The organism is Euzebyales bacterium, assembly GCA_036374135.1.
GTDB lineage: Bacteria > Actinomycetota > Nitriliruptoria > Euzebyales > JAHELV01 > JAHELV01.
Window position 1 is genome coordinate 1 of record DASUUK010000062.1, and the last position, 25,785, is coordinate 25,785.

Here is a 25,785-nt window from a genome sequence, read left to right on the forward strand (position 1 = left end):
GCAGTGCCATCGCCACGACGAGCGTCACGAACGCGCCGATCGACGCGAGGCTGTGGATCGTCTCGTCGACGCTGTCGGGCGCGCCCGGCAACCCCACCTCGAACGCTCCCGCGAGGACCATGCCGACCCCGGCCGCGATCAACAACGCCGGCATCGCCGCGGTCACGGCATGCCACCGCAGGGCCGTCCGAAGCCGCCAACCCAGTGCCATGCACGCCACACCGACCGCGTAGAACACCGCGGTCATCACCACTCCGAACGGGCCGTTCGCGTACTCGCTGAGCACGTGGCGCAGCGGGTCGAGGTCCGGTCTGCGCAGGTGCAGCACGACCACGCCGCCGACGCACGCCACGGCGAGGACCAGCGCGCCCAGCGACGCCCCGTACGGCGGTCGGATCAGCCGTTGCACGCGCTTGCGCACGAGGCTCACAGCCCCGCCCCCTCCGGTGCCGGCGGACGCACGTCGCCCCGCGGCGGGTGCGCGTCGTCGGCTGGCGGCCGGCGCCGCAGCGCGATGCTGTCCCCGAGGTGCAACAGGCGCTCGCTCATCGCGACGACGCCGATCGCGGCCAGAACGACGATCGGTGGCGGCGGGTCGAGCGCGAAGAAGGCACGCAGCCCGGGCACCACCGTCGCGAGGACCATCGCGACGGTCATCGCCCCGATCAGCATCCTGCGCGCAGTCGTCAGCGGCCGGGCGAGGCGGGCGAGCACGAGCAGACCCACCGACAGCAGCACCAGCGTCGCGGTCGTCCGCGCCTCGTCGAGGTTCACGTCGGGCAGCAGCCGGGTCACGTAGTACCCGGCGAAGGTCGCGGCAGCCGCCACCGACCCTGCCGGGACGGCGAACCGCAGCACGTCCCCCACCATGCCGGGCCGGGCGCGGCGGGTGTTGGGCGCCATGGCCAGGAACACCCCAGGGATCCCGATCGTCAGTGCGCCGATGAGGCTCAGGTGGCGGGGAAGGAACGGGAACGGCAGGACCGCGACACCGACCGCCAACGCGAGCAGCAACGAGTACACCGACTTCGTCACGAACAGGCGGGCGACCCTGTCGACGTTGCCGATGACCCGCCGACCTTCGCCGAGCGCCCGGGGAAGTGCTGCGAACTCGTCGTCCAGGAGGACCAACTGGGCGACGGCGCACGTCGCCGGGCTGCCCGATCCCATGGCGACGCCGAGGTCGGCACGCTTCAGGGCGAGCACGTCGTTGACCCCGTCGCCGGTCATGGCGACCACGTGCCCAGCCGACTGCAGGGCCGCGACCATCGCCTCCTTCTGCTGTGGGCGGACGCGACCGAACACGGTGCCGCTCTCGACGGCCGCGCGCAGCTGTGGACCCTCGTCCGGCAGCGCGCGGGCGTCGACGACGCGCACATCGACGATCCCCGCACGCCGCGCGATCGCGCCGACGGTGCGTGGATCGTCGCCGGAGATCACCTTGATGACGACGCCATCACGATGAAACGTGCGGAGCACCGCGGCCGCGTCGGGTCGCAGCTCGTCGGACAGCACCACGAGCGCACGGGGCCGTAGGTCGCGGGGGAGCTCGGACAGTGCTTCCGCGCCATCCGCAGATGCGATCAGGAGCACACGCGCACCGTCCTCGGCGAGCGCGGCGACGCGCGCCTCGATGGAGGGATCGGCGTCGATCACGGCGAACAACACCTCCGGGGCACCGAGCACCCACACGCCGTGATGCTCGAACGCGGCGGCCATGTACTTGCGGGCCGACGAGAACGGAACGACCCCCGTCGCCACCCACCCGTCGGGTGCGTGGAAGTGCGTCGCGACCGCCCGGAGGGTTGCATTGGGGTTGGGGTCCGCGGCCGCGACCGCACCGATCGCCGACTCGACGTCTCCAGGTACGTCGACGAGCTCGAGGTCGGTGAACGCGATCGCACCACGCGTCAGCGTGCCGGTCTTGTCGAGACACAACACGTCGGCACGCGCGAGACCCTCCACGGCCGGCAGCTCCTGCACCAGGGTTCGATGCCGCGCCAGCCGCACCACGGCGACGGCGAACGCGGTGCTCGTGAGCAGCACGAGTCCTTCGGGCACCATCGCGACGACACCGCCGACCGAGGCGGCGACGGCCTGCTCGACGGTCGCCTGCGTGCGCAGCTGGCTGACAATGAGGATGGCCGCGGTCGGAAGCAGCGCCCATGTGGCCAGGCGCAGGAACGTGTCGATGTCGTGGCGCAGCTGCGAGTCGAAGAGGGTGAAGCTGCGAGCCCGTGCGGCGATGTCCCTCGCGTACGCGTCACCGCCGACACGGGTCGCCTTGTACCGGCCGCTGCCGGCGGCGGCGAAGCTGCCCGACAACGCGTCGTCGCCGGCGGCCTTCGCCACGGGGTCGGACTCCCCTGTCAGGAGGCTCTCGTCCAGCTCGAGACCATCGGACGTGAGCACGGTCCCGTCGACGACGACCTGGTCACCCGGCCGCAGTTCGATGACGTCGTCGATCACGATGTCCGACGCTCCCACCTCGCGCACGGTGCCCGCGCGGATCACCCGGACTGCGGGTGCCGTGACCACGACCAGGCGGTCCAACGTCCGCTTCGCGCGCAACTCCTGCCAGATGCCGATGGCGCTGTTGGCGACGAGGATGACGCCGAAGAGGGCGTCCCGCAGGTCACCGACGACCAGGATGACGAGCAACAGCGCGCCGAGGATCGCGTTGAACCGCGTGAGGACGTTGGCCCGCACGATCTGCCGGACGCTGCGCGTCGGCACGACCGGCACGTCATTGGTCGCGCCGCGGGCCACGCGCGCACGGACGGCGCTGTCCGACAGGCCGTCGCGACTGAGGTCGGCGACATCGGGTGGACCGCTCGTCATCGGCGCGCTCCGCTGTCGGCTGGCTCCTCCACGATCCTGTCGAGCTCAGCCTGGGCGGCGTCACGCCCTGCGCGCAACGGTGGGATCACCGGTCCGCGCATACGACGTCATCCGCGCCACCGGTCAGGAGCGTCTGTGGTCTGCGCGATCAGCTCCGTCCGCGACGACACGCCGAGCTTCACGAAGACCTTGCGCAAGTGGTAGTCGACGGTACGGGGGCTCAGGTACAGCTGCGCGGCGATCTGCTTGTTCGTCGCCCCGGTGCGCACGAAGTGCACGACCTGCACCTCCTGCGGGGTCAGCGTGTCCAGGCCGATCGATGCCGCGCGGCCGACGGTCTCGCCACTGGCGCGCAGCTCCCGGCGCGCGCGATCCTCCCAGTCGGTCGCACCCACCCGCTCGAAGATGTGCAGGGCCGCCCGCAGGTGCGCGCGCGCGTCGATGCGCCGACGGCGCCGTCGTAGCCACCCGCCGTACGCGAGCAGCGTGCGACCGTGCTCGAACGGGCGGCTTCCGTCCGCGTGATGGCGCAGCGCCGCCGCGAACTGCCGCTCGCCGCCGGTGGGGCACGTCCATGCCCGGCACCGGGCCAAGACCGCGCACGCCCACGGCTGTCCGGTGCCGACGGCAAGGGGTTCGAGTGCGGCCATGGCGGACGCCGCGGTCTCCTCGTCGCCGACCGCGACGGCGGCCTCGACGATGTCGCCCGTCGCCGCAACGGCGACCATCGGGTGGCTGCTGCGGATGTGTCGGCGCACGAGCTCGCTGAGATGCACGTGGGCCTCGTCGGGGCGGCCTTCGCCGAGCGCCGCCAGGCCGCGCGACCAGCCGGCGATCGCCACCGCCGGCGCGAACTCCTGTTCGAGGCCACGCCGGGCGGCTCGCACGGCGAGGCGCGCACACTCGTCGTGGTCGCCGGAGACCGCGGCGATCCACGCAAGGATGGCCTCGTAGAGCGACCCGTAGGCGCTGTGTCCTGTCTGCGTCGCCAGCAGCAGGCCCTCGGTGGCATGAGCGCGAGCCGAACGCAGATGACTGGTCCACGCCTCGGCGACCGCGAGTGCCGACAACATGTTGGTCAGGACCGCGATCGCGCCTTCGGAGCGAGCATCCGCTGCCGCGCGACGCAGCAGCCGGAGACTGGTCGCGTCATCGCCGATGGACATGGCGGCGGCACCGGTCATGGACAGATCGTCGGGGCGGCCGCTGCGCTCCGCCAACGTGACGGCGTGACGGGTCCAACGCGCGGCGGCTTCGACGTCGTCGTCGAAGGCGCTGGCGCACGCGAGCAGTGCCTGCGTGGTCGCGGGCGCCCCGGCGGTGTCGTCGCCCGTGAGCGCGACGACACGGTCGACCGCCTCGGCCAGGTGTGGGGCGTCGCTGCGCCCCCATGCCGCCGTGCCCGCAGCTGTCGCCATCGCCAGCGCGCGGTGCCGGTCGCAGCCCGCCATCCGGTCGCTCGCCTCCGCCAGGATCTCGTACGCGCGCCCCGTGGTTCCGACCGCCCGCTCGCAGTGGGCGCGCAGCAACTCGATGTCCGCCATGACCGTTGCGTCATCGCACCGGGGAGTCGCACGGTCCAGCAGCGCGCCGACGCGCTCGATGTCACCTGCCGCCCACGCGGCCGCCGCTGCCGCGACGAGTCGACGCACGACATCGGCAGGCCGTGGTGAGCGCTCCGCCGCAAGCTCCAGGATCATCGCTGCGGTCGCGTGGCCGCTCCGCCGCAGGGCGCGGTCGGCCGATCGCTCGAGCTCGTCGGCGATCTCCTGATCGCGTCCGATGCTGGCGGCTGCCCGGTGCCACGACCGCCGGTCGCGGTCAGCGGCCCCGCCGAGCCCGTCCGCCAACGCAGCGTGCACCGCCTGGCGCCGGTGGCGGCTCGCACTCCGGTAGAGTGCGGACCGCACGAGCGGATGCTGGAACCGCAGTTCGTTGCCGACGACGATGACCAGGCCGGCAGCCTCGGCCTCGGCGAGCGCCGCCGCGTCACATCCCAGCGTCCGGCCCGCGCGCAGGACGAGACCGACGTCCCCGAGGCGCTCGGCCGCTGCGAGGAGCAGCAACGTGCGCGCGGACGGGGACACACCGCTGACACGATGCACGAACGCGTGCTCGATCGTCGACGTGACCGGCACCGGGTCGGGCAGCATGGCGCGTCCTGCCAACTGCGCCTGTGACAGCGCAGCAGGCAGTTCGCACAGGGCGAGCGGATTGCCGGCGGCCAGCCCCAGCAGCCGGCGCCGTACGTGGGGCGGGACACGCGGCGGCAGGCCACGGTCGAGCACGGCGGCAGCGGCGTCCGGTGGCAGTCCACCCAGGCGCAGCTGCGGCAACTGCGCGCCGTGCTCCATCGCGGCGCGGTCGGCATGCGCTCTCGTTGCGAACAGCAACGCGACGCGCTCCGCATGGAGCCGACGGGCGGCGAACGACAGCGCGCTCGCCGATGCCCGGTCGAGCCAGTGGAGGTCGTCGACGACGACGAGCAGCGGTCGCATCTCGGCGACGGCTCCCATGAGCGACAGCAGCGCGGCGTTCACCATGAAGGGCTCGTACGTTCCATCGTCCCGGCCCAGCGCAGCACCGAGCGCCCGCGCCTGCGGGGCCGGCAGCACGTCGATGCGGTCGAGCACCGGACGGACGAGCTGGTGCACGCCCGCGTACGCCAGATCGAGCTCGGCCTCGACCCCCGTGGCGCGCAGGACGATCATGCCGGTCGCCCGGGCGACCGCGTGGTCCAGCAGCGTCGACTTTCCCACGCCCGGATCACCGCGGATGACGAGCGTGGCGCTGGCCTGCACGCGCGCGTCGTCGAGCACCCGGCACACGGCGGCGCACTCCGCCTCACGCCCCGGCAGTGCGGCGACGTGATCGCCGTCGACCCCCACAAGGTGATCCCGCCGTGCGCGGCGGTGGCCGGCGATCGGCGGCAGCGCCTGCGCGGTAGTGGCCGGCACGATGTCAGACCGGTGGCGGCGACGTGTCACGTGGGACGGGACAACGCACGACGAACCTTCCTCCGTTCCGACAAGCGTGTCGGAGGCTGGACCGACTGTGGCCGACGAGACAGCTGGGGGCAACCCGGTACACCCGCGTCCCGTTGGACGGTTTACTGGTGTGCTCAGCGGCGGCGCCGCCGGCACCTTCACCCGCGCAGGTACAACAGGACAGCGAGCACCCGCTTGGAGTCGCTGCCGGTAGATGGGAGGTCGAGCTTCGTGAAGATGCTGGAGACGTACTTCTCGACCGCCCGCAGCGTGATGACGAACTCGTCCGCGATTCCCTGGTTGGACCTCCCCTCGGCCATCAGCGCAAGGACTTCGCGCTCCCGCGGCGTCAGGCCTGACAGCGGGTCGGCCGTGCGCTGTTTGGCGATCAACGCCGAGACGATCGTCGGGTCGATGGCCGACCCGCCGTTGGCGACCCGTCGGACCGAGTCGATGAAGTCCGCGACGTTGCTCACGCGGTCCTTCAGCAGGTAGCCGACGCCCTCGGCGTCGTCCCCGAGCAGCCGCATCGCGAGGCCGACCTCGACGTACTGGGACAGCACGAGCACACTCACGCGGGGATGTTGCGCGCGGATCGCCAGCGCGCCCCGCATGCCTTCGTCGGTGTGCGTCGGGGGCAGCCGGATGTCGACGATCGCAGCATCGGGTTGGTCGCGGTCGACGAGCGCCTGCAGCTTCTCAGCGGTGTCGCAGGTGCCGGTGACCTCGACACCGTGCTCGGTGAGCAGGCGAACCAGACCCTCGCGCAGGAGCACGGAGTCCTCGGCGATCACGGTGCGCACGGGATCTCCGCACGCATACGCGTGCCGTGATCGCGGGTGCTCCAGACCCGCAGTCGTCCTCCGAGCGCCTCCATCCGGTCGGCGAGGCCTCGGAGCCCCGTGCCGTGGTCCGTGGTGGCACCGCCCACGCCGTCGTCGGACACCTCCACGCGCAGCACGCCCGGGCCGCGGTCCAGCCTGACGACCGCGGCGGACGCACCGGCGTGCTTGGCGATGTTCGCCAGCGCCTCGGACACCATGAAGAACGCCGCCAGCTCCACCGGTTCCGGCAGGCGCCCGTTGACCGAACCGTCGATGCGCACGGGCACCGTGGCATGCGTGGCGAGCGACTCCAGCGCCACCATCAGCCCGTGGTCGCTGACCAGCGCCGGATGGATGCCATGCGCGAGATCGCGGAGGTCGGCGAGGCTGGCCGAGACCTCGGCGCGGGCGTCGTCGATCCGCCTGCGCAGATCCCGGTCGACCACGACCTCCGCCATCTCGCCGAGCTCGAGCGCCAGCGCTACCAACCGCTGCTGCGCGCCGTCGTGCAGATCGCGTTCCAGTCGGCGCCGCTCCAGCCGCTCGGCCTGGAGAATGCGTGCACGGGATCCGCGCAGCTCCTCGAGGCGCGCACGCAGCTCGACCTGCAGCTGGGCATTGTGGATCGTCATGCCGATCGCGGCTGCCACGGACGACAGCACCTCGGGTTCGTCGTCGAGGGCGGCGTCGTGGAACAGCATCGCCACCGGCGTGCCGTCGCGGACGATCGGCATCGCCGACCGGCCGGGCGACGGTTCGACGTCAACCTCGTGGCCGTCGATGTCGGCGTACGCGTCGAACTCCTCGACCCGGTATGCAAGCGTGGCCGACGGGTCCCGCAGCGCTCTGGCCACCGCGTGCTGCAACTCCGCCGGACCCGGGTTGACGCCGAGGTCCACGAAGAGATCAGCGACCGACGCACGGCCGAGGTGGGACGCCAGCAGGCCGACGAGGAACACGATCGGCGCGATCCCGATCACGGCGAACGTCATCTGGCGGACCGTGTCCTGGATCGCGTGCCACTGGAAGAAGCCGGCCAGCAGCAGCAGCGCGATCATCAGCAGGCCGAGGGAGAACGCGTCGACCAGCAGCCCGAGGGCCGTCCGCGACGGTCGGCCCGTGCGGCGGCGGCGCGCGAGCACAGCGATGCCGGCCAACGAGAGGGTGCTTATGATCAGGAGCTGCGCCCGCTGGAGGACCTGAGCGATCGCCGGCGCCGCGATGACCGCGACGACGTTGCGGGGGGATTCCTGAGCGAGCGCGAGCGCGGGGATCGTGAGCGCGGCCGCGCCGTAGGCCGCCGCGACGACGACCCGCTCCGGCCGGGACACCAGCCGACCGGTCGGGAAGGCCAGGAACACGTGGAGGAACAGCACGGGGGGCAGGAACTGGGCCGCGACGCCGAGCGTGAACAGCCCGTCGTTGTTGGACCAGACCAGGAAGCCGAGGAAGCTGGCGAACCCGGCCGCGACCATCAGCATCCCGAGCCGGCTGTCGGGCCGCCTCCGCCACGCGACGAGTCCCGCCACGATGTACGGGATGGTGATCCAGTACGCCAGCGCGGCGTGCAGTCCCGGCTGCGGCAACTCGGTGTTGGCGTCGGCGAGCACCAGCAGCACGACGCCGGACAGCGCGCCGGCGGCGGCGAGCACGACGACGGTCCACCGGCCCGGCGCGGCGCCGGTCCAGTGCTCAGATGCAACAGACGACGCAAGCGTGCCCATGGGCGCATCCGATCTCGCCAAGCCCATGTACCGGCGATCCCGACGGCACACGTGGAGCGATCGGGAAACGCCGCATCCCCAGCGTGATCGGTTCGGGGCCGCGGCGCAAGGCCGACGTTCGGGCCATCACGTGCAGTCACGTGTCCGGCGGTGACGTGCGCGACCGGCACCGGGCACGTGTCAGAGCTCAGCGTGCTCCAGCGTTCGATCGTCCCTCATCCTCCACCAGCAGGAGAAAGCACCTCCTCGAGGCTCGTCCGCCGGCGGCCGAACGCCACGACCACGTCGCCCCCGGCGAGAACGGCGGGCAGCACCGCGTCGGCCACGTCCCGGTCATCGACCCGGACGCTCACGACAGCCGAACCGCCCGTCTGGGTGCGGTGCACCTCGCGGACGCCACCGAGCATCCGGAGCCGGCGCGCTGCGGCGACGCCGTCGCCCCGGACCGTGATCTCGTAGGTGCCGGAGTCACCGTCGAGCAGACTGATGGTGGGCGCATCCTCGACCAGCCGGCCGCGCTGCAGGATCGCCACCCGGTCGCTGACCCGCTGGACGTCGTCGAGGACGTGGGTCGAGTAGAACACGGTGGTGTGCGCGCGCAGCCGCGTCATGATCTCCAGCACGTCGCGGCGTCCTCGCGGATCCAGATCAGCCGCAGGTTCGTCGAGGATCAGCAGGTCCGGGCGGCTGACCTGCGCCTGTGCGATGCCGAGACGCTGCCGCTCACCGCCTGACAGGCCGCCAACCGGGCGGTCCGCGCGGTCGGCGAGGTCGACGAGCTCGAGGATCTCGTCGATGCGCGCGACGATGGCGGCCCGTGGTCCGCGGTAGAAGAAGCGCGCGGTGAACTTCAGGGTCTCGCGCACGGTGAGGTGCGGGTAGAAGCGCGGGTCCTGCGCGAGGTAGCCGACACGCGCACGGATGGCGAGGCTGTCACGCACGCTGTCGAGGCCGAAGACGGACGCCGTGCCTGCGGTCGGATGCACGAGCCCGAGCAACAGCTTGAGCGTCGTCGTCTTGCCGGCTCCGTTCGGGCCGAGGAACCCGACGACGCTGTTGCGGTGCACGTCGAGATCCAGCGACACGAGCGCCTGGACGTCGCCATAGCGCTTGCCCAGCCCGACGGTGCGGATGACGCAGTCGGCGTCGGCCCCACCGCGTACGTCGTCCTGCACAACCTTGGTCTTCATCGATCACCCCGAACGCGTCAACCGGACGACGGGGAACGGTCACGGCGCGACCCTCCACGCACGTGCGCCGTCCGGCGGGTCACGCCGGAGCTCCCGCGGCCGGCAGCGTCGGTGGCGCGGGCGCCGACGACGGTCGGCGGGCGCGCCACGCCGCCGCGCCGAGCACCCCGAGTCCGACGGCGGCACCGGGGAACCAGAGCAACCCCTCGATGATCGGCACCAGGGCCGCCACGCGCAGGATCACCCACCCCACCGCGAACGCCGACAGCTCAGATCCCGGACCGGGCCGGATCACGCGGCCTGCCAGCCACGCCAGCGCCACGTAGCCCACGGCGTAGAGCAGCGCGAACGCAAGCAGCAGACCGACGCCGAACGGGATCCCGATGACCGTGATGATCGCGAGGACCGCGACGGCGGGCAGACCGACCATCGCCACCGCGACGCCGGCGAGCACGCCGCCGGGTCGGGTGCGGACGGTGGTCAGGGCGGCGTCCACGGCCTGCGGCGCGAGCAGCGTCAACAGCGCCCCGAGCGCGAGCGTCGACACCGACACGGCGAGCCACGACCAGAACCACGGCACCGCGACGCTGCGCAGGCCCCAGTCGGTCCGCACACGATGGACCGTCCCGTCGATCGTCGCTCCCCGCGCGATCCGTGGTGACCGTGGTGACACGAGGTCGTGCCCGATGTGACCGCCATCCTCGACGACGACCGTGCCGTTGACCGCGACGACGTCGCGGGTGACGGTCCCACGTACCGCGACTGGCCCGTCGAGGACGACCACCGAGCCGTCGACGACGCCGTCGACGTTGACCGCGCCGTGCAGCACGATCAGGTCACGGACCGTCTCGCCCCGCGCCACGTCCACCGTGCCCGACAGCACCACGCGGGCCTCGTCCGTGACCACCGCCGCGTCGGCTGCCTGTGCGCCACCGCCGAGCGCGACGAGCAGCGCCGTGGCCATCAGCCACACCGTCAGGATCGGTCGGACGCGCCGACGGTCCACGCCGATGATCTGCATGTCGGCTCCGATCGCCACCTCGGGTCTCAACGTCCGAGATGACGCTAGGCGGTCGGCTCGGCGCCCGGAACAGTGAAGTCGCCGGTCTCACGGTCCGTCGCAGCCGATGTGGGGCCAGCTGTGCGTGTGAGGGCGCGGACCGCGCAGACGAACAGCGCAGCTCGGCGATGCGCATGGTCTCCACGACGACCCGACTCTTGTGGCGCGTGCACAGTCCGGCCGCGCGTCGGGCGGCCGATGAGTTCGGGGGGCTCCACACGTCTGTGTGTGCGAACCAGCAAAGGAGACGCGGCATGACCGTGGCAGCAGAGACGGACGACGCAGGACCCACCCGCGCGGGCGTGCGCGAGTGGCTCGGCCTCGCGGTGCTGGCGCTCGCGTGTGTGCTGTACGTCATGGACCTCACCGTGCTGCACCTGGCCGTGCCCACATTGAGCGCCGACCTGCAGCCCAGCAGCGCAGAGCTGCTGTGGATCGTGGACATCTACGGCTTCATGGTCGCCGGGTTCCTGATCACCATGGGAACGCTCGGGGACAGGATCGGCCGTCGCCGTCTGATGCTGACAGGGGCGGCCGCGTTCGGCGCGGTCTCGGTGGTCGCCGCCTGGTCCACGAGCCCGGAGATGCTCATCGCCAGCCGCGGACTGCTGGGCATCGCCGGCGCGACGCTGGCACCGTCGACGCTGTCGCTGATCTTCAGCATGTTCACCGACCCCCGACAGCGCGCGACCGCGGTCGCCGTGTGGGTGTCGGCGTTCTCGGCCGGCAGCGCCGTCGGTCCGGTGCTCGGCGGGGTCGTGTTGGAGCACTTCTGGTGGGGATCGGTGTTCCTGCTCGCGCTGCCCGTCATCGCGGCGCTGCTGCTGCTCGGACCGCTGCTGCTGCCGGAGTATCGGGACCCGGACGCCGGACGGATGGATCTGACGAGCGTCGTGCTGTCACTGACCGCCGTGCTCGGCGTGATCTTCGGCTGCAAGCAGATCGCGCAGGATGGCCCGTCCATCACCGCGGTGGTCACGATCGTCGGGGGTGTCGCGTTCGCGTGGGCCTTCGTGCGCAGGCAGGCACGGCTGTCCGACCCGATGATCGATCTCGCGCTGTTCCGCAACCGCCGCTTCTCGGCCGCACTGGTCGTGAACCTGACGAGCATCTTCGTGGCGGTCGGCTACTTCCTGTACATCGCGCAGTACCTGCAGCTCGTGATCGGCCTGTCGCCGCTGCAGGCGGGCCTGTGGTCGGTTCCCTCGGCGGCCGGCTTCGTCGCGGGCTCCCAGGCCGCACCGTTCATCGCGCGACGGTTCGCTCCAGGCCGGATCATCGCGACGGGCGTGTTGATCGCCACGGTTGGTCTGGTGCTGCTCACACAGCTGGGCGGCACCATCGACCTGGCACTGATCGTGACGGCCTCGGTCGTGATCTCGCTCGGTCTCGCACCCGTGCTGACGCTGACCACCGAGCTGATCGTCGGATCCGCGCCAGCCGAACGCGCCGGGGCGGCGTCGGGCATCTCCGAGACGGCCGCCGAGCTGGGTGGCGCGCTGGGCCTGTCGATCCTGGGCAGCATCGGCGTCGCGGTGTACCGCGGTGTGCTCGCCACCGGTCTGCCGTCGGCACTGCCCGACGAGCCCGCCGCGGCTGTCCGCGACACGCTCGGCGCGGCGGTCGCCGTTGCCGGTCAGCTGCCCGACCAGCTCGGCGCGACCGTCGTGGCCGCGGTCACGGACGCGTTCGTCGCCGGGGTCCGTGTGACCGCGGCGATCGCTGCGATCCTCGCGACGGTCATCGCCGCGTATGCGCTCCACGTCTTCGGCGGTCACGACCTGTCGGACCGGGAGGGCGAGGACGACGCGGGAGACGCCGAGCCGCCACATGGTCTCGACCAGCCGTGGTCCACGGCCGCCGTGCCGACCGGGGGCGACGACCGGGTGTCCGCCGCGTGCGCGGACGGACGTTCGTGACGCGCGCCACGCGACGTGAGAGATCGCTCCGCTCGTCACGACCGTGTGATCGCCCTCCCCCGACGACCGTCCGGAGGGCCGGCTCACGCGCTGGTCGCCATGTGTCCGCACGTGCTGCGGCACGCGCACGGCGCCCTCCGGCACCCGGCGTTCGCCCGCCGCCCGATCCGGGACGCCGGGGCCGGTCACGCTGGCGGCGGGGACCAGTGGACGCCGGAGAAGCGGCCGAAGTCGTTGTCGAACGAGACGATGCCGCACCGGTGCTCGATTGCGAGCGCGGCCAGGTGCGTGTCGTTGACGAGGTTGCCTCCCACGCCGGTGTCCCGGAGCAGGCGGCGCACGACCGTGGCGTGGTCGGCCGTCGGCTCCAGGACGACGGCCGCAGACGTCCCGAGCCATGCCTCGACACGATCCATCGCCGCATCGATCGACAGTGGACGCGGGAACAGACCTACCTTGGTCGTCAGCCGGACGAACGCGAGCAACGCGATCCATGCGAATGCGACGGTGTCCCCACCCGAGAGGGCATCATCGAGCCACCGCCGCGACCGTTCGTGATGATCCGCGTCGCTGTTCACGGCGTACAGCAGCACGTTGGCGTCGACGAGCTTCACGAGCCCGTCCGCATCCTCCGCAGAAGCTCGTCGTCCTCGAGGTCGGCGGCAACTTGCAGGGCACGGTCGAGGTTGACCGACGACCGGCCCATCGAGACGGCCTCCGTGCGGAACGGAACCGCGGACGTCTGTCGGACACCGGCTCGAATCGCCTCGTTGATCGCTTCCTTGAACGACACGCCGTGCTCGCGCATGCGCCGGCGGACGATCTGTTCGGTGTCTGCGTCAAGCGTGACGGTCGTCCTCATAGATTGGCCATCATAGCATCAACGATCAAGATGCGGTGATGCACCACTGGCGTCCACAGCGGCCCGTCACGTGCGCTCGGCGCCGCCCAGCGCGCGGACGACCGCCTTGCGCGCCTCCTCGACGACCAGGATGCTCACGGCGACACCGGCGGCCAGGCCCCACTGGGCGGGGGTCAACGCCGTCGTGTCGAAGATCGCCTGCATGAACGGGACGTGCACGGCGGCGACCTGCAGAACCACCACCGCCGCCAGCGCCCACAGCAGCCGGTGGTTGGCCAGGCTGTGGCGGCGCAGCGCCGTCGTCACGTCATCACGTGAGTTGAACGCGTTCGCCACCTGGTACAGCACGAAGGTCGTGAAGGCCAGCGTCCCCGCGACCGTGTCGTCGCCAACGGTCAGGCCGTACCGCAGCATGCCCAGCGTGCCGATCGCCATGGCCGCCCCGAGCAGCAGCAGGTGCGACACCCGCCGCACGTCGAGCACCCGCGCGTCGGGGTCCCGCGGCGGGCGTTCCATGACGTCCGGGTCCGGCGGATCGACACCCAGCGCCAGCGCGGGTGGGCCGTCCATGATCAGGTTGACCCACAGGATCTGGATCGCCGTGAACGGTGCGGGAAGCCCGATGACCTGCGCGAACAGGATCGTGATGATCGCACCGAAGTTCGTCGACAGCTGGAACCGGACGAAGTTGACGATGTTGTCGTAGATGGCGCGGCCGCGTTCGACGGCGTTGACGATGGTCGCGAAGTTGTCGTCGGTCAGGACCATCTGACCGGCCTCCTTGGCGACGTCGGTGCCGCTGCGACCCATGGCCACGCCGATGTGCGCGGCGTGCATCGCCGCGGCGTCGTTGACGCCGTCCCCGGTCATCGCGACGATCTCACCCTCGTGGCGCAGCGCCTCGACGATGCGGACCTTGTGCTGCGGGCTGACCCGGGCGAACACGCCCGCCCGCTCGACCACCTCGTAGAGCTCCTCGTCGCCGAGACCGTCGATCTCACGACCCTCGACGGCCTCCGGCGGGATGCCGAGGTCGTCCGCGATCGCCGCCGCAGTGACCTTGTGGTCCCCCGTGATCATCTTGACGGCGATCCCCGCCGTCACACAGCGGTCGATCGCCTCGTCGGCCTCCCGACGGGCCGGGTCGACGATGCCGACGACCGCCTGCAGGTGCAGGTCGCGCACGTGGTCGACAAGGTCGTCCTCCAGCGCGTCGGGGTCCACCGGGGCGTCGAGCGCGCGGGACGCCACGGCCAGCACACGGCGACCCTGTCGTGACAGTGCGTCGACCTGCTCGTCGATGCGCGCGCGGACCTCGTCGGACAGGTCCTCGCGACCGTCGGCGCCCCACCACGTGACGCACCAGTCCAGCAGCACGCTGGGCGCACCCTTGACCAGCACGACCGGCTCGTCGTCGTCCAGCGTGTGAAACGTCGCCATGTACTTGCGGGACGAGTCGAAGGCGATGGCGTTGTCGCGTGGGTAGCGCTGGCGGGCATCGTCGGGGTCGATGCCGGCCTTCATACCGATGACCAGCAGCGCGCCCTCGGTCGGCTCGCCCTCCAGCTCGCCGTCGCCCGAGATCTCGGCGTCCGAGCACAGCACGACCGGCAGCAGCACGTCGCGCGCCTGCGGCAGTTGCTCACCGTCGTCGCCGATCGACCCCTCGGGCTCGTACCCCTCGCCCGAGACGTGCCAGGTGCGGCCGTGGGTCACCAGCTCCCGGGCGGTCATCTGGTTGAGCGTCAGCGTGCCGGTCTTGTCGGTGCAGATCACCGTCGTCGACCCGAGCGTCTCGACGCTGGCCAACCGCTTGACGATGGCGTTGCGGCGCGCCATCTGGTTCATCCCAACCGCCAGCGTGACGGTGACCACCGCCGGAAGTCCCTCCGGGATCGCCGCGACAGCCAACGCGATGGCCTCCAGCGCCGTTTCGCCGAGGTCGTCGCCCTGCACGATGCCGAGCACGAACACCAGGGCGCACGCCACGACGGCGACGATCGCGAGCACCGTCGTGACGCGGCTGAGCTGCTGCTGCAACGGCGTCTGCCCACCGTCGCCTTCGCGCAGCCGCGCTGCGATGCGCCCGACCTCGGTGCCCATGCCCGTCTCGGTGACGACCATCTCGGCCCGGCCACGGGCAACGGTCGTGTTCATGTACAGGCTGTTGGACCGATCGGCCAACGCGGCGTCGGCATCCACAGGATCGACCGCCTTGTCGACCGCGGTGGACTCCCCGGTGAGTGCCGACTCCTCCACGGACACGCCGCGCGCGGAGATCAGGCGACCGTCGGCGGGGACGCGATCGCCCGAGCTGAGGAGCACGACGTCACCCGGCACGAGGTCGGCGCCATCGACAGCCTGCTCCTGACCGTCACGCCGCACCTGCGCGTTGAACGTCAGCATCGAGCGCAACGAGGACATCGACGACTGCGCCTGCTGCTCCTGGTAGAAACCGATGCCCGCGTTGAGCAGCAGCACGACGCCGATGACGATGGGATCCTTGACGTCTCCGACCAGGCCCGCGACCACCGCCGCGACCAGCAGGATCAGCACGAGCGGGTCCGCGAACTGCTGTGCGAGCAGCCTCCACCACGGCGTGTCCTCGGACTTCTCGATCACGTTCGCGCCGTATTCGGCACGCCGCCGCTCGACGTCGTCGGCATCCAGGCCCGTCTGGGGGTCGACGTCGAGCCGCTCGACCGTGCCCGCGACGTCGAGCGCATGCCACGGGCCTGCCTCGCGGTCCTCGGTGGTGACAGCGTCGCTCATGTCGGGTGGGCCTTCTGGGCGCAGGGATGGGTCGCAGTTCACGATTCTGACGCCACGACGCGACTGCGCATCCGCGGCGCCCCCGTTCCTCACCCGCGACGGGGTTCGTCACACGCTCCCGCGACCACGCACCGTCACGGACGGCCGGCTCTACCCTTGGGTCATCGCACAGGGTCGGCTGACCCCTCGGCACGTTGCCGCCGCAGCCCTCGAGCTCGAACCGGACGAGGATCGCAACGACCTGGCCTTCGCCGTGCGCGTGGGCGCATTCGACGGCAGGCGCCCGGACGCCTCGCCCACGCGGCCACGTGAGGTCTCCGAGGCCACCAACAGGCGACAGCACCTGCGCATGCGATGCGGGCGACCTCGGATCGACGGGGTCGTCGGCCCACCATGGGTCGCCGCTGACGGGCGGGGGCGATGGTTCGAGCACCCTCGGTTCGTAGCCGGCGCCCAGGCCGTAGCTGGGCGCTTCTGCTACTCGGTGACGATCACCTTGGCGCGCATCCATGGGTGGGGGGTGCAGAAGTACTCGAACTCCCCGGGCTCGGTGAACGTGTACGACCACGACTGCCCAGGACCCAGGAGGCCGGAGTTGAACGACTCGTCGGCGGCGGTGACCGTGTGGACCACGCCGGCCTCGTCGTTGGTCCAGGTCACCGTGTCGCCGACAGAGACCTCGAGCACGTTGACCGAGTAATCGCCCGGATTCTCGGCGTCGGCGAACTCGTCTGTGGCGCCCTCTTCCTGGAAGGTGCTGGACCCGGCCACGATCGACACCTGCGCCGTGTCGCCCGCTGCGGCATCGGCCTCCGGTTGCGGCGATGGCTCGACCGGCGGAGCGCTCGCCCCGAGATCTCCAGCGTCGGCAGGTGTGACCTCCTCGAAGATCTCGGCGTCGTCGTCGCCGCTGATCACGATCTGACCGATCGCGCCCTTGTCGAACGCCCGCGCCAGCGCGTGGTCGACGAGCACGACGGTCATCGGCACCTGGCCCTGGAGCTCGACGACGGTGCCCCCTCCCGCGGGAACCAGCGTCGTCTGCGAACCCCGCAACGGCGCGTTCAGCAGTGCGGCCTCGGGATAGACGGTGTCCCAGTGGGAGCCGATCGGGTGGAAGTTCGACGTCAGGTTCAGCCCCGCGTTGACGAAGTAGATGCGACCGCGCTCCCCCACGGCCATCTGGAGGGCGTTGTCGTCGGTCAGCGCGCCCACGGCGCCGTTGAACACCACGTGCGTGGGGTCTTCATCGGTCACGGCGGTGCGGTCGAGCTGTCTGGTGTCGTCGTCGGCCGTGTAGTACTCGGACTGCACGACGTACCACTCGTGGTCCACGGCGGGCAGCGGCGTCGCAGGATCGACCAGGATCCCGCCGGACATGCCGTGGGCGATGTGCGCGGGGACGTCACCGTAGGCGCAGTGGTACATGAAGAACCCGGGGTACAGCAGGCGCGCCTCGATCGTGCGGGTCTCGCCGGGGTTGACGGTGGTCGCCTCCGCGCCGCCGCCCTGCCCGGTGACCGCGTGGAAGTCGACGTTGTGGGGATTGCGGTTGCCGTCGGGGTTGATGATCGTGAACCGCAGCACGTCGCCGACCCGGGCCCGGACCGCCGGGCCGGGCGTGCCGACCACGAGACCGTCGGGGCCGTCGACGAGCCGGTACCCCCAGGTTTCGTGCCGCGTACCACCGGCCGGATCGATCGTCGAGACGTTCTCGACGACCTCGAACGTCACGTCCACGATCGCCTGCTCGGTACGGTCCGCGCGCGGTGGCATCTCGGGTGCCACCGCGACGTTGGACTCGTCGTCGGGCACTGGCGACAGATCCGCCTTGGGCGTCAGCTCCGGGATGACGCCGCCGGCGGACGTCGCCTCGCCGGTCTCCGCCGCGGTCGCGGGCTGCTGCGACTCGACTCGGGCGTCGCTGACGAGCTGTTGGTACTCATCGCGCAGGTCGCGGGCGATCAGCACGCCGCCGATCTGGTTGGCGACCACCAGGACGAGCAACCCGGCGACCGCGACCATGATGAGCGCAAGACCTCGTGTCCAGGGACCGGGTTGCTGTCCGAGGGTCCCGCCCGTGTGTGTCTGCCCTGCCATTGTCATCACCCTCCGCGCTCACTGGTGCACCGCCGACAGGACCGGCGTCGCGGCCAGGCGGCCCGTCAGCGCGTCACGCGCGGGAAGCCAGGCGTCGTGCACGGCGCACGGCAGTTCCGCCGGGCACGGCTGAGGTCGCAGCACACAACGGCCGGTCTCTACCGGCCCCTCCACGGCCTCGATCAATTCCAGCACCGATACGTCGACCGCGAACCCGGTCGCCTGGTAGCCACCGCGCGGACCCGGGACCGACCGCACCCATCCGGCACGCGACAGCGGTGCGATCACCTGACTGAGGAACGCCGTCGTCGTGTCGAGCGCGTCCGCCAGGTCACTGCCTTTGTGCAGCCCACCGCTGTCGACCAGCACACGCAGTGCCCGCAGCGCGAGGTCCGTCTTGCGCGTCAGCTCCAATCTCATAGTCGTAGAGTCATCGACTCAACAACTGGGCGAACGAGGCGAACGTCCCGGAATCGCCGGGACCTTCCGCGAGGGCGACGCCGCCGGCCGGTGCCGGCGGCGTCGACCGCGGGTCGCGGTGTGGTGAACAGCGGCCCGTACAGGCGCACGGTCAGCCACCCGATCGCCCCGTGAAGCCGCAGAAGACCGCGTGAGCAGCAACGGGAAGAACCGTTCGTTGTTGCCCGGCAGCTGTAGGTACTCCTGGCCGACGATCAGCTGGGCGTACATGTACACGGCCCACAGCGCCGGCGCGAGCGCGACCACGGGTCCGGCGCGGTGCCCACGCCACAGCAGCACGCCGGCCGCGAGCGCGGTCGGCGCGACCACCACCAGCCCCGCCAGATCGCCGCCCATGACCTGGTTGAGCGTGGTGTCAGACGTGCGATAGCGCAGCACATCGAACACGAGCGGACCGAGCATGCTGGCGACCGCGACGCCCACACCGAGCGCCGCGACGAGCAGTGCAGTCGTCCTGCGGTATCCGGACATGGCGACCTCCCCGGGTGACGGCCCGAACGTCGCCGCGGCCGCACCCGCGTGCCGGGCCTTTCGTCGCAGGCGTCAGCAGGCTGAAGGCCCTCTCGCGGCCTCCGTGTGCCGTGGATAGTGGTGGCGAACGGCTCCGACGCTGGCGGCGGTCGGGGACGCCGACGAGGGCAGGGGACAGCTTCGGTGCGGCGCTGCGCAACGTCGCACGCACCGCGGGCACAGGAGGTGACAGCATGACCACCAACGCGAGCCGTGTGCTGGTGGCCTCGGCATCCAAGCATGGCGCGACCGCGCAGATCGCGGAGCGCATCGGCCAGAAGTTGCGCGACCACGGGTGCGACGTCACGGTCGCCGACGCGGGTCGCGTCGACACCGTCGACGGCTACGACGCCGTCGTGATGGGCAGCGCCGTGTACGCCGGCCACTGGTTGGACGACGCCAAGAGCCTGGCCGACCGTGTCGCCTCGCAGCGCCCGCGGCCGGCGGTGTGGCTGTTCTCGAGCGGACCGGTCGGCGACCCGCCCAAGCCCGAGGAGGATCCGGTCGATGTCGCCGCGATCGCCGAGGCGACTTCACCGAACGACCATCAGGTGTTCGCCGGCAAGATCGACAAAGCCAAGCTGGGCTTCGCCGAACGCGCGATCATGATCGCCGTCCGCGCTCCAGAGGGAGACTTCCGCGACTGGGCCGCCATCGACAGCTGGGCCGGTGAGATCGCCGATGCCCTACGACCTGCGCAGAACCGGGCGACACCTGGGTCGTGACCGGTCCGGTGCGGAGCAGGCCAGGCGTCGCCTGCGACTGCTGCATCTCATCACGCAGCGCCGGTGGGTGCCGGTCGCCGGGTACGTCGGCTACATCGCACTGCTGACCGCCGGCTACTACTACAACCTCACGTTCGTCCAACTCGGCCTGATAGACCTCGGCTCGAACCGCCTCGGCATGCCCGCCCACAGCGTGTCGCACGTCATGGCTGTGCTGGCCCTGGTCGCGCTCGCCGCGGCGATCGTCGCGGGCGTGCTCATGGATCGCCGTGGCTGGAGCAGCGACCTGCGGACCAAGCTGCGGCTGTTGACGGTCGTGATCGCGGTCCAGTTGACGCTGACGACGGCCGCGCCCCTGCTGGCCACGCCGGCGTGGTTCGTCGCGTGGGTGGTGGTGTGCGCGACCGCGATCGGGGTGGGCATGCCGGTGACGTTCAGTCTGATGGCCGACCTGATCCCGGTGCGCGACCGCGGGTTCGCGGCCGCGCTGCCGGCCGGGCTGGCCTTCTTCGTCGCATCGCTGTATCCGCAGCAGTGGCAGGTCGAACAGTTCAGCGCGGTGATGGCCACGGCGATGGCGCCGGCGGTCCTCGTGCTCGCGGTCCTGGCCTTCCGCCCGTCGCGACTCGTCGACCAGTTGGCGCAACAGGACTTCGGACCGGGCAGGTTCACGGTTCCACCGGCACCGACCGCGACCACACCGGCGTTCGCGGTGGCCGTGGCGGCGATGTTCGCGGCGTTCTTCATCGACAGCCTCGGGTTCCTGCGCATCATCGACACGCCCGCCTACATCTCCACGTCGTGGCAGTCGCCCGACCTCGGCGTCCGACTGTTCATCGCCGTCACCCACGTCGTCGGCGCGGCGATGGCCGGGGTGCTGTACACGACCTTCCACTGGCGCTGGCTGCTGGTGTGGGTGTACGGGCTGTTCGGCTTCACCCACCTGCTGTACACGTTCCACGTGTCGACCGCCGCCGACGCCGTACCACCGCTCGTGTTGCCCGGCATGTACGTGCTGGCGGTGGCCTTCTACACCACGCTGAACTTCGCGCTGTGGCCCGACCTGTCCACGCGCGACACGATCGGCACCCGCTGCGCGGTCGGTGTCGGCGTCGCCGGGTGGCTGGCCTCGTTCCTGTCCACCTCGCTCGCACTGGCGTCCGGCGCCACGGGCATCACGCTGTTGACCCACCTGCGCTACGTCGACGCCCTGGCGCTGCTCCTCCTCACCGTCGTCCCCGTGCTGTTCTACGCCGACCGCGTCTGGACGCTCGCCCGCCAGGAGCCGTCATGAACCCCGAGCTCATCCCGATGCTGCTGCTCAGCCTGCTGCTGATGGCCTCCGACGGCGCCGACGCCGGCACCGCTCGCCTCGTGCTGTCAGGCGAGCACCGGCTCGACGACACCGAAGAGACGGTGATCGTCGGCGACGCAATGGTCACCATCCCGGACGACACGACACTCACCGCGCCCGTCTACGTCATCGGCGGCACGACCCGCATCACCGGCTCGGTGCATGCCCGCGTCACTCAGCTCGCCGGCATCCTCCTCGTCGACGGCGACGCCGAGATCGACCGGCTGCACGTCATCGCCGGCATCAGACGGATCGCCCCGACCGCCGACATCGCGCGCCGCACCGGGGTCGACCTCGCGACACGCACGCGCGATCCGTTGGCGATCGTCGTCCCCCCGGTCCTGGCAGCGGGAGCACTCGCGCTCGTCGGTGCGCGTCTCGCACGCACGCGACGGCGCAACCTCGACAACATCGCGGGGGCTCTGTCGGACCACCCCGTCGTCACCCTCACCGTCGGTCTCCTGCTCGTCCTCACCGCGCTCTCGCTGTTCGTGTTCATGGCCTTCACCCTCGTGCTCATCCCCGTCAGCGTCCTCGGGCTGACGGCCGGGATCGCGGTGACGGCGCTCGGGATCATCGGATGGGGACATGGCGTGGGACGACGTCTGCCGCTGCAACAGCCCCGGGCCGCGACCGCCGTCGGAGCCGCCGCCGTCACCATCTCGCTTCAACTCGTCGGCGCGGTCCCGCTCGTCGGCGACGTGGTCGTCGGCTTCGTCGTGCTCAGCGGCCTCGGCGCGGTCGCCATCACCTACGTTGGGTTCACCGCCTTCCAGCCCGCGCCACTGCCCTGATGTGTCACCACGTGGTGGGCGTTGCGCCCGGACCCGGCGTCCGGCTACATCCTCGGACTGCCGCTGATGTAGCTCTGCATGCTCTCCTTCTCGAAGGTGAGCTCGTCGATCCGCGCCTTGACGACGTCGCCGATCGACACGATGCCCGCGAGCCGACCGTCGACGACGACGGGCAGGTGGCGGCCGCGGTGCCTGGTCATGGCTTCCATGACGGCGTCGCTCGTCTCGTCGGGTCCACACGTGCGGACATCGGCCGTCATGACGGCCTTGACCGGCGCGTGCAACGTGGCCTCGCCTTCATCGGCCAGGCGGCGGACAATGTCGCGTTCGCTGATGATCCCGTCGACCGTGTCGCCGGCGGCCGAGACGACCAGCGCCCCGACATCGTGGTCGGCCAGCGCGCGCAGGGCGTCGATCACCGTGGCGTCGGGCGGGATCGTGGCGACGTCGGCACCCTTGCGGTCGAGGATGACCGAGACGCGGACACTCATGTTGCGGCCTCCACTTCACTTGCCTGTCTGCTGCACCATGCATCATCACCCCGCGGGTGCGCGAATGAAAGCCGCCGGTGCAAGTAACGGGCCGGTCCAACGCCGGAACGGGCATCACAACAGCGTGCGCCCAGGGCGACCGTCGCGCGTCCTGCTGATGAAGGTCCCTGCGTGCACAGCCGTCCGCCTCTTCGCGCACCGCGGCGTGGCACGACACTTGACGTGACGGGGTGTGTGCCCCCTGGATCCCCTGCGGAGTGAGGTGAGCAGCGTGGCCGCGATCGAGGTCGATGGACTGCGAAAGACGTACGGGAGCGTCCGCGCCGTCGACGGGCTGAGCTTCACGGTCGCCCGGGGCGAGGTGTTCGCGTTGCTCGGACCCAACGGCGCCGGCAAGACGACGACGGTGGAGATCCTGGAGGGGCACCGCAGCCGCGACAGCGGCACGGTGTCGGTCCTCGGCTTCGACCCGGAGGACGGCGGAGGCGCCTACCGGGAACGCATCGGCATCGTCCTCCAAGAGGCCGCGCTGGATGAGGAGTTCAGCGTCCGTGAGCTGGCGCGGCTGTACGCGGGCTTCTTTCCGGCACCGCGATCGGTCGACGAGGTGATCGGGCTCGTCGGACTGACCGACAAGGCCGACGTCCGGATCGGCACGCTGTCGGGCGGGCAGCGCCGACGGGCCGACCTCGCGCTCGGGTTGATCGGCGATCCCGAACTGCTGTACCTCGACGAGCCGACGACCGGCTTCGATCCGTCAGCCAGGCACGCCGCCTGGGAGATGCTCGAGGGCCTTCGGGAACTGGGAAAGACGATCCTGCTGACGACCCACTACATGGACGAGGCGGAGCATCTCGCCGACCGCGTCGCGATGATCGCCGCGGGACGGCTGGTGGCGCTCGGCACACCCGACGAGCTCGCGGAGCAGCAGATGGCGAGCACGACCGTGATCACGTTCGTCGCGCCGGACGAGTACGGCTCGCTGCCGGCGTTGCACGGGCGTGCACAGCGCGACGGTCACCGTGTGGAGGTTCGCACCTCGGCGCCGACCGACGATCTGCACGAGCTGACCGCCTGGGCGCTCGCGCGCGGTGTGGAGCTGCGTTCACTGCGGCTCGCGCGGCCGACTCTCGAGCAGGTGTACCTCGACGTGGTCGGACGGGCGGAGCGGGAGCGCGCCGATGTCTGACGCGATGGCCGCCCGGCAGGCACGGCGGACGTCCGGGCCCGCGCTCGTGGGCGCGCAGGTCGTGTACGCGGTCAGGGCGTTCCTGCGCAACCGTGCGTCGGTCGTGCTCGCCCTCGGGCTGCCGCTGACGTTCCTCGTGGTGTTCGGGCTGATGGTCGGCAACGAGACGATATCCGCTGAGAGCGACGTCCGGGTGGCGCAGTACCTCGCGCCTGTCGCCGTGGTGTTCGCGGTGGCGATGATCACGTTCTCGGCCCTGCCCACCGGGGTGGCGCGGGCGAGGGAGCGGGGCATCCTGAAGCGGCTGCACGGCACGCCGCTGCCGTGGTCGGACTTCCTCGTCGGGCGGGTCGGTGCGGCCGTCGTGATCTCGCTGGCCGGCGTCGCGGTGCTGTTGGCCGTGGGCGTCCTCGCCTACGACGTCCAGTTGTTCGGCCGCACCGCCGGGGCCCTCGTCGTGACGCTCGTCGTGGGCATCGCCTGCTTCGCCGCGTTGGGTCTCGCCGCCGTTGCGCTCCTGGGGCCGAGCACCGTCGTCGAGGCCGTCACAAGCGGCTGCATCGTGATCCTGGCGTTCATCTCCGGGATCTTCGTCGTGGGCACCGACATGCCGCCGTGGCTCGACAGAGTCGGGTCGTTCTTCCCGTTGAAGCACTTCGTTGACGCGATGACCACCGCATTCGACCCGTTCGGAACGGGTACCGGCCTCTCGCCCGACCACCTGGCGGTCATGGCGGCATGGGGCGTCGTCGGGCTCGTCGTCGCTGCGCGGTTCTTCCGGTGGGCGCCGCCGGTGGCTGTGGGTGGCCGCACCGGTCGCGGCACCGGCACCGACACGGTGGGCCCGCGGTCCATGCGCCACATCGTCGCAGGCCAGGTCCGCTACGCCGACGCGGCCCTGTGGCGCGACCCGGGCGGATGGTTCTTCGGCCTGGCGTTCCCCGTGCTGCTGCTCGTGCTCATGCCGCTGCTGTTCGGCGAAGAGGTGCGGATCGGGGGCCGCACGATGGCGGAGATCCTGGCCGCGGGCATGCCGGTCTACGCGATCGCGGTGGTCGCCTACGTCGTGCAGGCCTCGGCCGTGGCCAAGGCGCGAGACCGTGGCGTGCTCAAACGACTGGGTGGCACGCCGCTGCCGGGGTGGGCGTACGTCGCCGGGCGCATCGGTTCGACGCTGTGGATCAGTGCCGCCGACACCGTCGTGATCCTTGCGGTCGCCGCCGGTCTGCACGACGTGACGATCCACCCGGCCGCCGTCCCGGGGCTCGCACTCGCGGTCCTGGTCGGCGGCGTGAGCCTCGCTGCGTTGGGCCTCGCGCTCGCCGCGCTGGTGCCGCGATCGTCATCGGTCGACGCGATCGCGTTGGGGACCCTGCTGCCGGTGGCCCTGCTGTCAGGGCTCTTCCCGGTCGCGGCTGACTACCCGCCAGCCGTCCGGGACGCCATCGCGCTGCTGCCACTGAGCCCGTTCCGGCAGGCCGTCGCCGATGCGCTGGCATCGACGACGACACCGGAGATCGCGTGGACGTCGCTTTCCGTGATGGTGGCCTGGGGTGTCGTGGCTGCGCTCGTCGCGACGCGACTGCTGCGGCGAGAACCCGCGGCCCGCCGTCGGGCGACGTCCGCCGCTGTGGATGGTGAGGCGGCCTGATCGCCGAAGGCGGCCATGGCGATGCGTTCCACGACCGCAACCCGCGACCAGGCGACCGGCACTCCTGCTGCCGGCAGGCACGCAGGTGAGGAGATCCGGCGACCGCTGCCTCGATGGCCTCACCGCTCCGACGTAGCCATCGCGCATCAGCCTGACGTCCGGTCCCATGGTCAATGAGGGCGATGGTCAGGTGGCCTGACATGACCATTGACCTGACCCGGGTCACTGGCTGACAATCCGCGTCGACACGTACGCGAGGTTCCCGGTCACCTGGAGGATCTCGGGAGCGAAAGCGCGGAGCGGGCACGCGCA

General features: G+C 71.1%; 20 protein-coding genes. 6 read left to right on the forward strand and 14 right to left on the reverse strand.

The window, feature by feature from the left end; translation table 11 throughout:
• From VFZ70_09360 to VFZ70_09390, 7 genes are all read right to left on the reverse strand, one after another.
• The coding region (locus VFZ70_09360) for a DUF998 domain-containing protein (GenBank protein ID HEX6256005.1) at positions 1–430 on the reverse strand (430 nt) is incomplete at its 3' end.
• Entirely contained in the window at positions 427–2,841 is a 2,415-nt protein-coding gene (locus tag VFZ70_09365; GenBank protein HEX6256006.1) for an HAD-IC family P-type ATPase, read from the reverse strand. The genes VFZ70_09360 and VFZ70_09365, both read right to left, overlap by 4 nt.
• Positions 2,842–2,948: 107 nt before the next feature.
• A complete protein-coding gene (locus tag VFZ70_09370) occupies positions 2,949–5,798 on the reverse strand; it encodes an AAA family ATPase (GenBank protein HEX6256007.1) in 2,850 nt (949 codons plus the stop codon).
• 188 nt (positions 5,799–5,986) lie between these two features.
• Complete coding sequence (locus tag VFZ70_09375) at positions 5,987–6,631, reverse strand: response regulator transcription factor (protein HEX6256008.1); 645 nt, start codon at positions 6,629–6,631, stop codon at positions 5,987–5,989.
• A complete protein-coding gene (locus VFZ70_09380) occupies positions 6,619–8,376 on the reverse strand; it encodes a histidine kinase (GenBank protein HEX6256009.1) in 1,758 nt (585 codons plus the stop codon). Before VFZ70_09380 ends, VFZ70_09375 begins: the two co-directional genes overlap by 13 nt.
• Positions 8,377–8,591: 215 nt before the next feature.
• Complete coding sequence (locus VFZ70_09385; protein HEX6256010.1) at positions 8,592–9,566, reverse strand: ABC transporter ATP-binding protein; 975 nt, start codon at positions 9,564–9,566, stop codon at positions 8,592–8,594.
• A 79-nt stretch (positions 9,567–9,645) separates the two neighbouring features.
• Entirely contained in the window at positions 9,646–10,587 is a 942-nt protein-coding gene (locus tag VFZ70_09390) for a hypothetical protein (protein ID HEX6256011.1), read from the reverse strand.
• Between the two features lie 293 nt (positions 10,588–10,880).
• Here VFZ70_09390 and VFZ70_09395 point away from each other — a divergent pair, with 293 nt between their 5' ends.
• Entirely contained in the window at positions 10,881–12,545 is a 1,665-nt protein-coding gene (locus VFZ70_09395; protein HEX6256012.1) for an MFS transporter, read from the forward strand.
• A gap of 185 nt (positions 12,546–12,730) precedes the next feature.
• Here the strand turns inward: VFZ70_09395 and VFZ70_09400 are convergent, their stop codons facing one another.
• The 6 genes from VFZ70_09400 to VFZ70_09425 form a co-directional block, all read right to left on the reverse strand.
• The gene (locus tag VFZ70_09400) at positions 12,731–13,159 is read right to left on the reverse strand and encodes a type II toxin-antitoxin system VapC family toxin (GenBank protein ID HEX6256013.1); all 429 of its coding nucleotides are present in this window, start codon (positions 13,157–13,159) and stop codon (positions 12,731–12,733) included.
• On the reverse strand, positions 13,156–13,407 hold the full coding sequence (locus VFZ70_09405) for a hypothetical protein (GenBank protein HEX6256014.1): 252 nt from the start codon (positions 13,405–13,407) through the stop codon (positions 13,156–13,158). The genes VFZ70_09400 and VFZ70_09405 overlap by 4 nt, the downstream gene beginning before the upstream one ends.
• 66 nt (positions 13,408–13,473) lie before the next feature.
• The gene (locus VFZ70_09410) at positions 13,474–16,179 is read right to left on the reverse strand and encodes an HAD-IC family P-type ATPase (protein HEX6256015.1); all 2,706 of its coding nucleotides are present in this window, start codon (positions 16,177–16,179) and stop codon (positions 13,474–13,476) included.
• A gap of 477 nt (positions 16,180–16,656) precedes the next feature.
• Entirely contained in the window at positions 16,657–18,204 is a 1,548-nt protein-coding gene (locus tag VFZ70_09415) for a plastocyanin/azurin family copper-binding protein (GenBank protein HEX6256016.1), read from the reverse strand.
• A 93-nt stretch (positions 18,205–18,297) separates the two neighbouring features.
• Positions 18,298–18,699 carry an Rrf2 family transcriptional regulator gene (locus VFZ70_09420; GenBank protein HEX6256017.1) on the reverse strand — a complete coding sequence of 134 codons (402 nt, stop codon included), beginning with the start codon at positions 18,697–18,699 and terminating at the stop codon, positions 18,298–18,300.
• A gap of 18 nt (positions 18,700–18,717) precedes the next feature.
• Entirely contained in the window at positions 18,718–19,230 is a 513-nt protein-coding gene (locus VFZ70_09425) for a hypothetical protein (protein ID HEX6256018.1), read from the reverse strand.
• A 233-nt stretch (positions 19,231–19,463) separates the two neighbouring features.
• Here VFZ70_09425 and VFZ70_09430 point away from each other — a divergent pair, with 233 nt between their 5' ends.
• The 3 genes from VFZ70_09430 to VFZ70_09440 are packed head-to-tail and all read left to right on the forward strand — an operon-like array spanning position 19,464 to position 22,142.
• Complete coding sequence (locus VFZ70_09430) at positions 19,464–19,994, forward strand: flavodoxin domain-containing protein (protein ID HEX6256019.1); 531 nt, start codon at positions 19,464–19,466, stop codon at positions 19,992–19,994.
• Positions 19,951–21,288, forward strand: coding sequence for a hypothetical protein (locus VFZ70_09435; protein ID HEX6256020.1), 1,338 nt, complete (start codon positions 19,951–19,953; stop codon positions 21,286–21,288). Before VFZ70_09430 ends, VFZ70_09435 begins: the two co-directional genes overlap by 44 nt.
• On the forward strand, positions 21,285–22,142 hold the full coding sequence (locus VFZ70_09440; GenBank protein ID HEX6256021.1) for a hypothetical protein: 858 nt from the start codon (positions 21,285–21,287) through the stop codon (positions 22,140–22,142). Before VFZ70_09435 ends, VFZ70_09440 begins: the two co-directional genes overlap by 4 nt.
• A 44-nt stretch (positions 22,143–22,186) precedes the next feature.
• Here VFZ70_09440 and VFZ70_09445 read toward each other — a convergent pair whose 3' ends face one another.
• Entirely contained in the window at positions 22,187–22,633 is a 447-nt protein-coding gene (locus VFZ70_09445) for a CBS domain-containing protein (protein HEX6256022.1), read from the reverse strand.
• A gap of 271 nt (positions 22,634–22,904) precedes the next feature.
• Here VFZ70_09445 and VFZ70_09450 point away from each other — a divergent pair, with 271 nt between their 5' ends.
• Both VFZ70_09450 and VFZ70_09455 read left to right on the forward strand, forming a co-directional pair.
• Positions 22,905–23,822: an ABC transporter ATP-binding protein gene (locus VFZ70_09450; protein HEX6256023.1), complete on the forward strand. Its 918-nt coding sequence runs from the start codon at positions 22,905–22,907 to the stop codon at positions 23,820–23,822.
• Complete coding sequence (locus tag VFZ70_09455; GenBank protein HEX6256024.1) at positions 23,815–25,473, forward strand: ABC transporter permease; 1,659 nt, start codon at positions 23,815–23,817, stop codon at positions 25,471–25,473. The genes VFZ70_09450 and VFZ70_09455 overlap by 8 nt, the downstream gene beginning before the upstream one ends.
• The last annotated feature ends 312 nt before the right edge of the window (positions 25,474–25,785 follow it).

What these genes read in the sequence shown, in the direction of transcription:
- VFZ70_09440 (HEX6256021.1), top strand. Translation starts at nt 21,285, where the DNA reads ATGAACCCCGAGCTCATCCCGATGCTGCTGCTCAGCCTGCTGCTGATG.
- VFZ70_09445 (HEX6256022.1), bottom strand. Translation starts at nt 22,633, where the DNA reads ATGAGTGTCCGCGTCTCGGTCATCCTCGACCGCAAGGGTGCCGACGTC.
- VFZ70_09395 (HEX6256012.1), top strand. Translation starts at nt 10,881, where the DNA reads ATGACCGTGGCAGCAGAGACGGACGACGCAGGACCCACCCGCGCGGGC.
- VFZ70_09405 (HEX6256014.1), bottom strand. Translation starts at nt 13,407, where the DNA reads ATGAGGACGACCGTCACGCTTGACGCAGACACCGAACAGATCGTCCGC.
- VFZ70_09455 (HEX6256024.1), top strand. Translation starts at nt 23,815, where the DNA reads ATGTCTGACGCGATGGCCGCCCGGCAGGCACGGCGGACGTCCGGGCCC.
- VFZ70_09385 (HEX6256010.1), bottom strand. Translation starts at nt 9,566, where the DNA reads ATGAAGACCAAGGTTGTGCAGGACGACGTACGCGGTGGGGCCGACGCC.
- VFZ70_09430 (HEX6256019.1), top strand. Translation starts at nt 19,464, where the DNA reads ATGACCACCAACGCGAGCCGTGTGCTGGTGGCCTCGGCATCCAAGCAT.
- VFZ70_09390 (HEX6256011.1), bottom strand. Translation starts at nt 10,587, where the DNA reads ATGCAGATCATCGGCGTGGACCGTCGGCGCGTCCGACCGATCCTGACG.
- VFZ70_09435 (HEX6256020.1), top strand. Translation starts at nt 19,951, where the DNA reads ATGCCCTACGACCTGCGCAGAACCGGGCGACACCTGGGTCGTGACCGG.
- VFZ70_09365 (HEX6256006.1), bottom strand. Translation starts at nt 2,841, where the DNA reads ATGACGAGCGGTCCACCCGATGTCGCCGACCTCAGTCGCGACGGCCTG.
- VFZ70_09380 (HEX6256009.1), bottom strand. Translation starts at nt 8,376, where the DNA reads ATGGGCACGCTTGCGTCGTCTGTTGCATCTGAGCACTGGACCGGCGCC.
- VFZ70_09420 (HEX6256017.1), bottom strand. Translation starts at nt 18,699, where the DNA reads ATGAGATTGGAGCTGACGCGCAAGACGGACCTCGCGCTGCGGGCACTG.
- VFZ70_09410 (HEX6256015.1), bottom strand. Translation starts at nt 16,179, where the DNA reads ATGAGCGACGCTGTCACCACCGAGGACCGCGAGGCAGGCCCGTGGCAT.
- VFZ70_09425 (HEX6256018.1), bottom strand. Translation starts at nt 19,230, where the DNA reads ATGTCCGGATACCGCAGGACGACTGCACTGCTCGTCGCGGCGCTCGGT.
- VFZ70_09415 (HEX6256016.1), bottom strand. Translation starts at nt 18,204, where the DNA reads ATGGTCGCGGTCGCCGGGTTGCTCGTCCTGGTGGTCGCCAACCAGATC.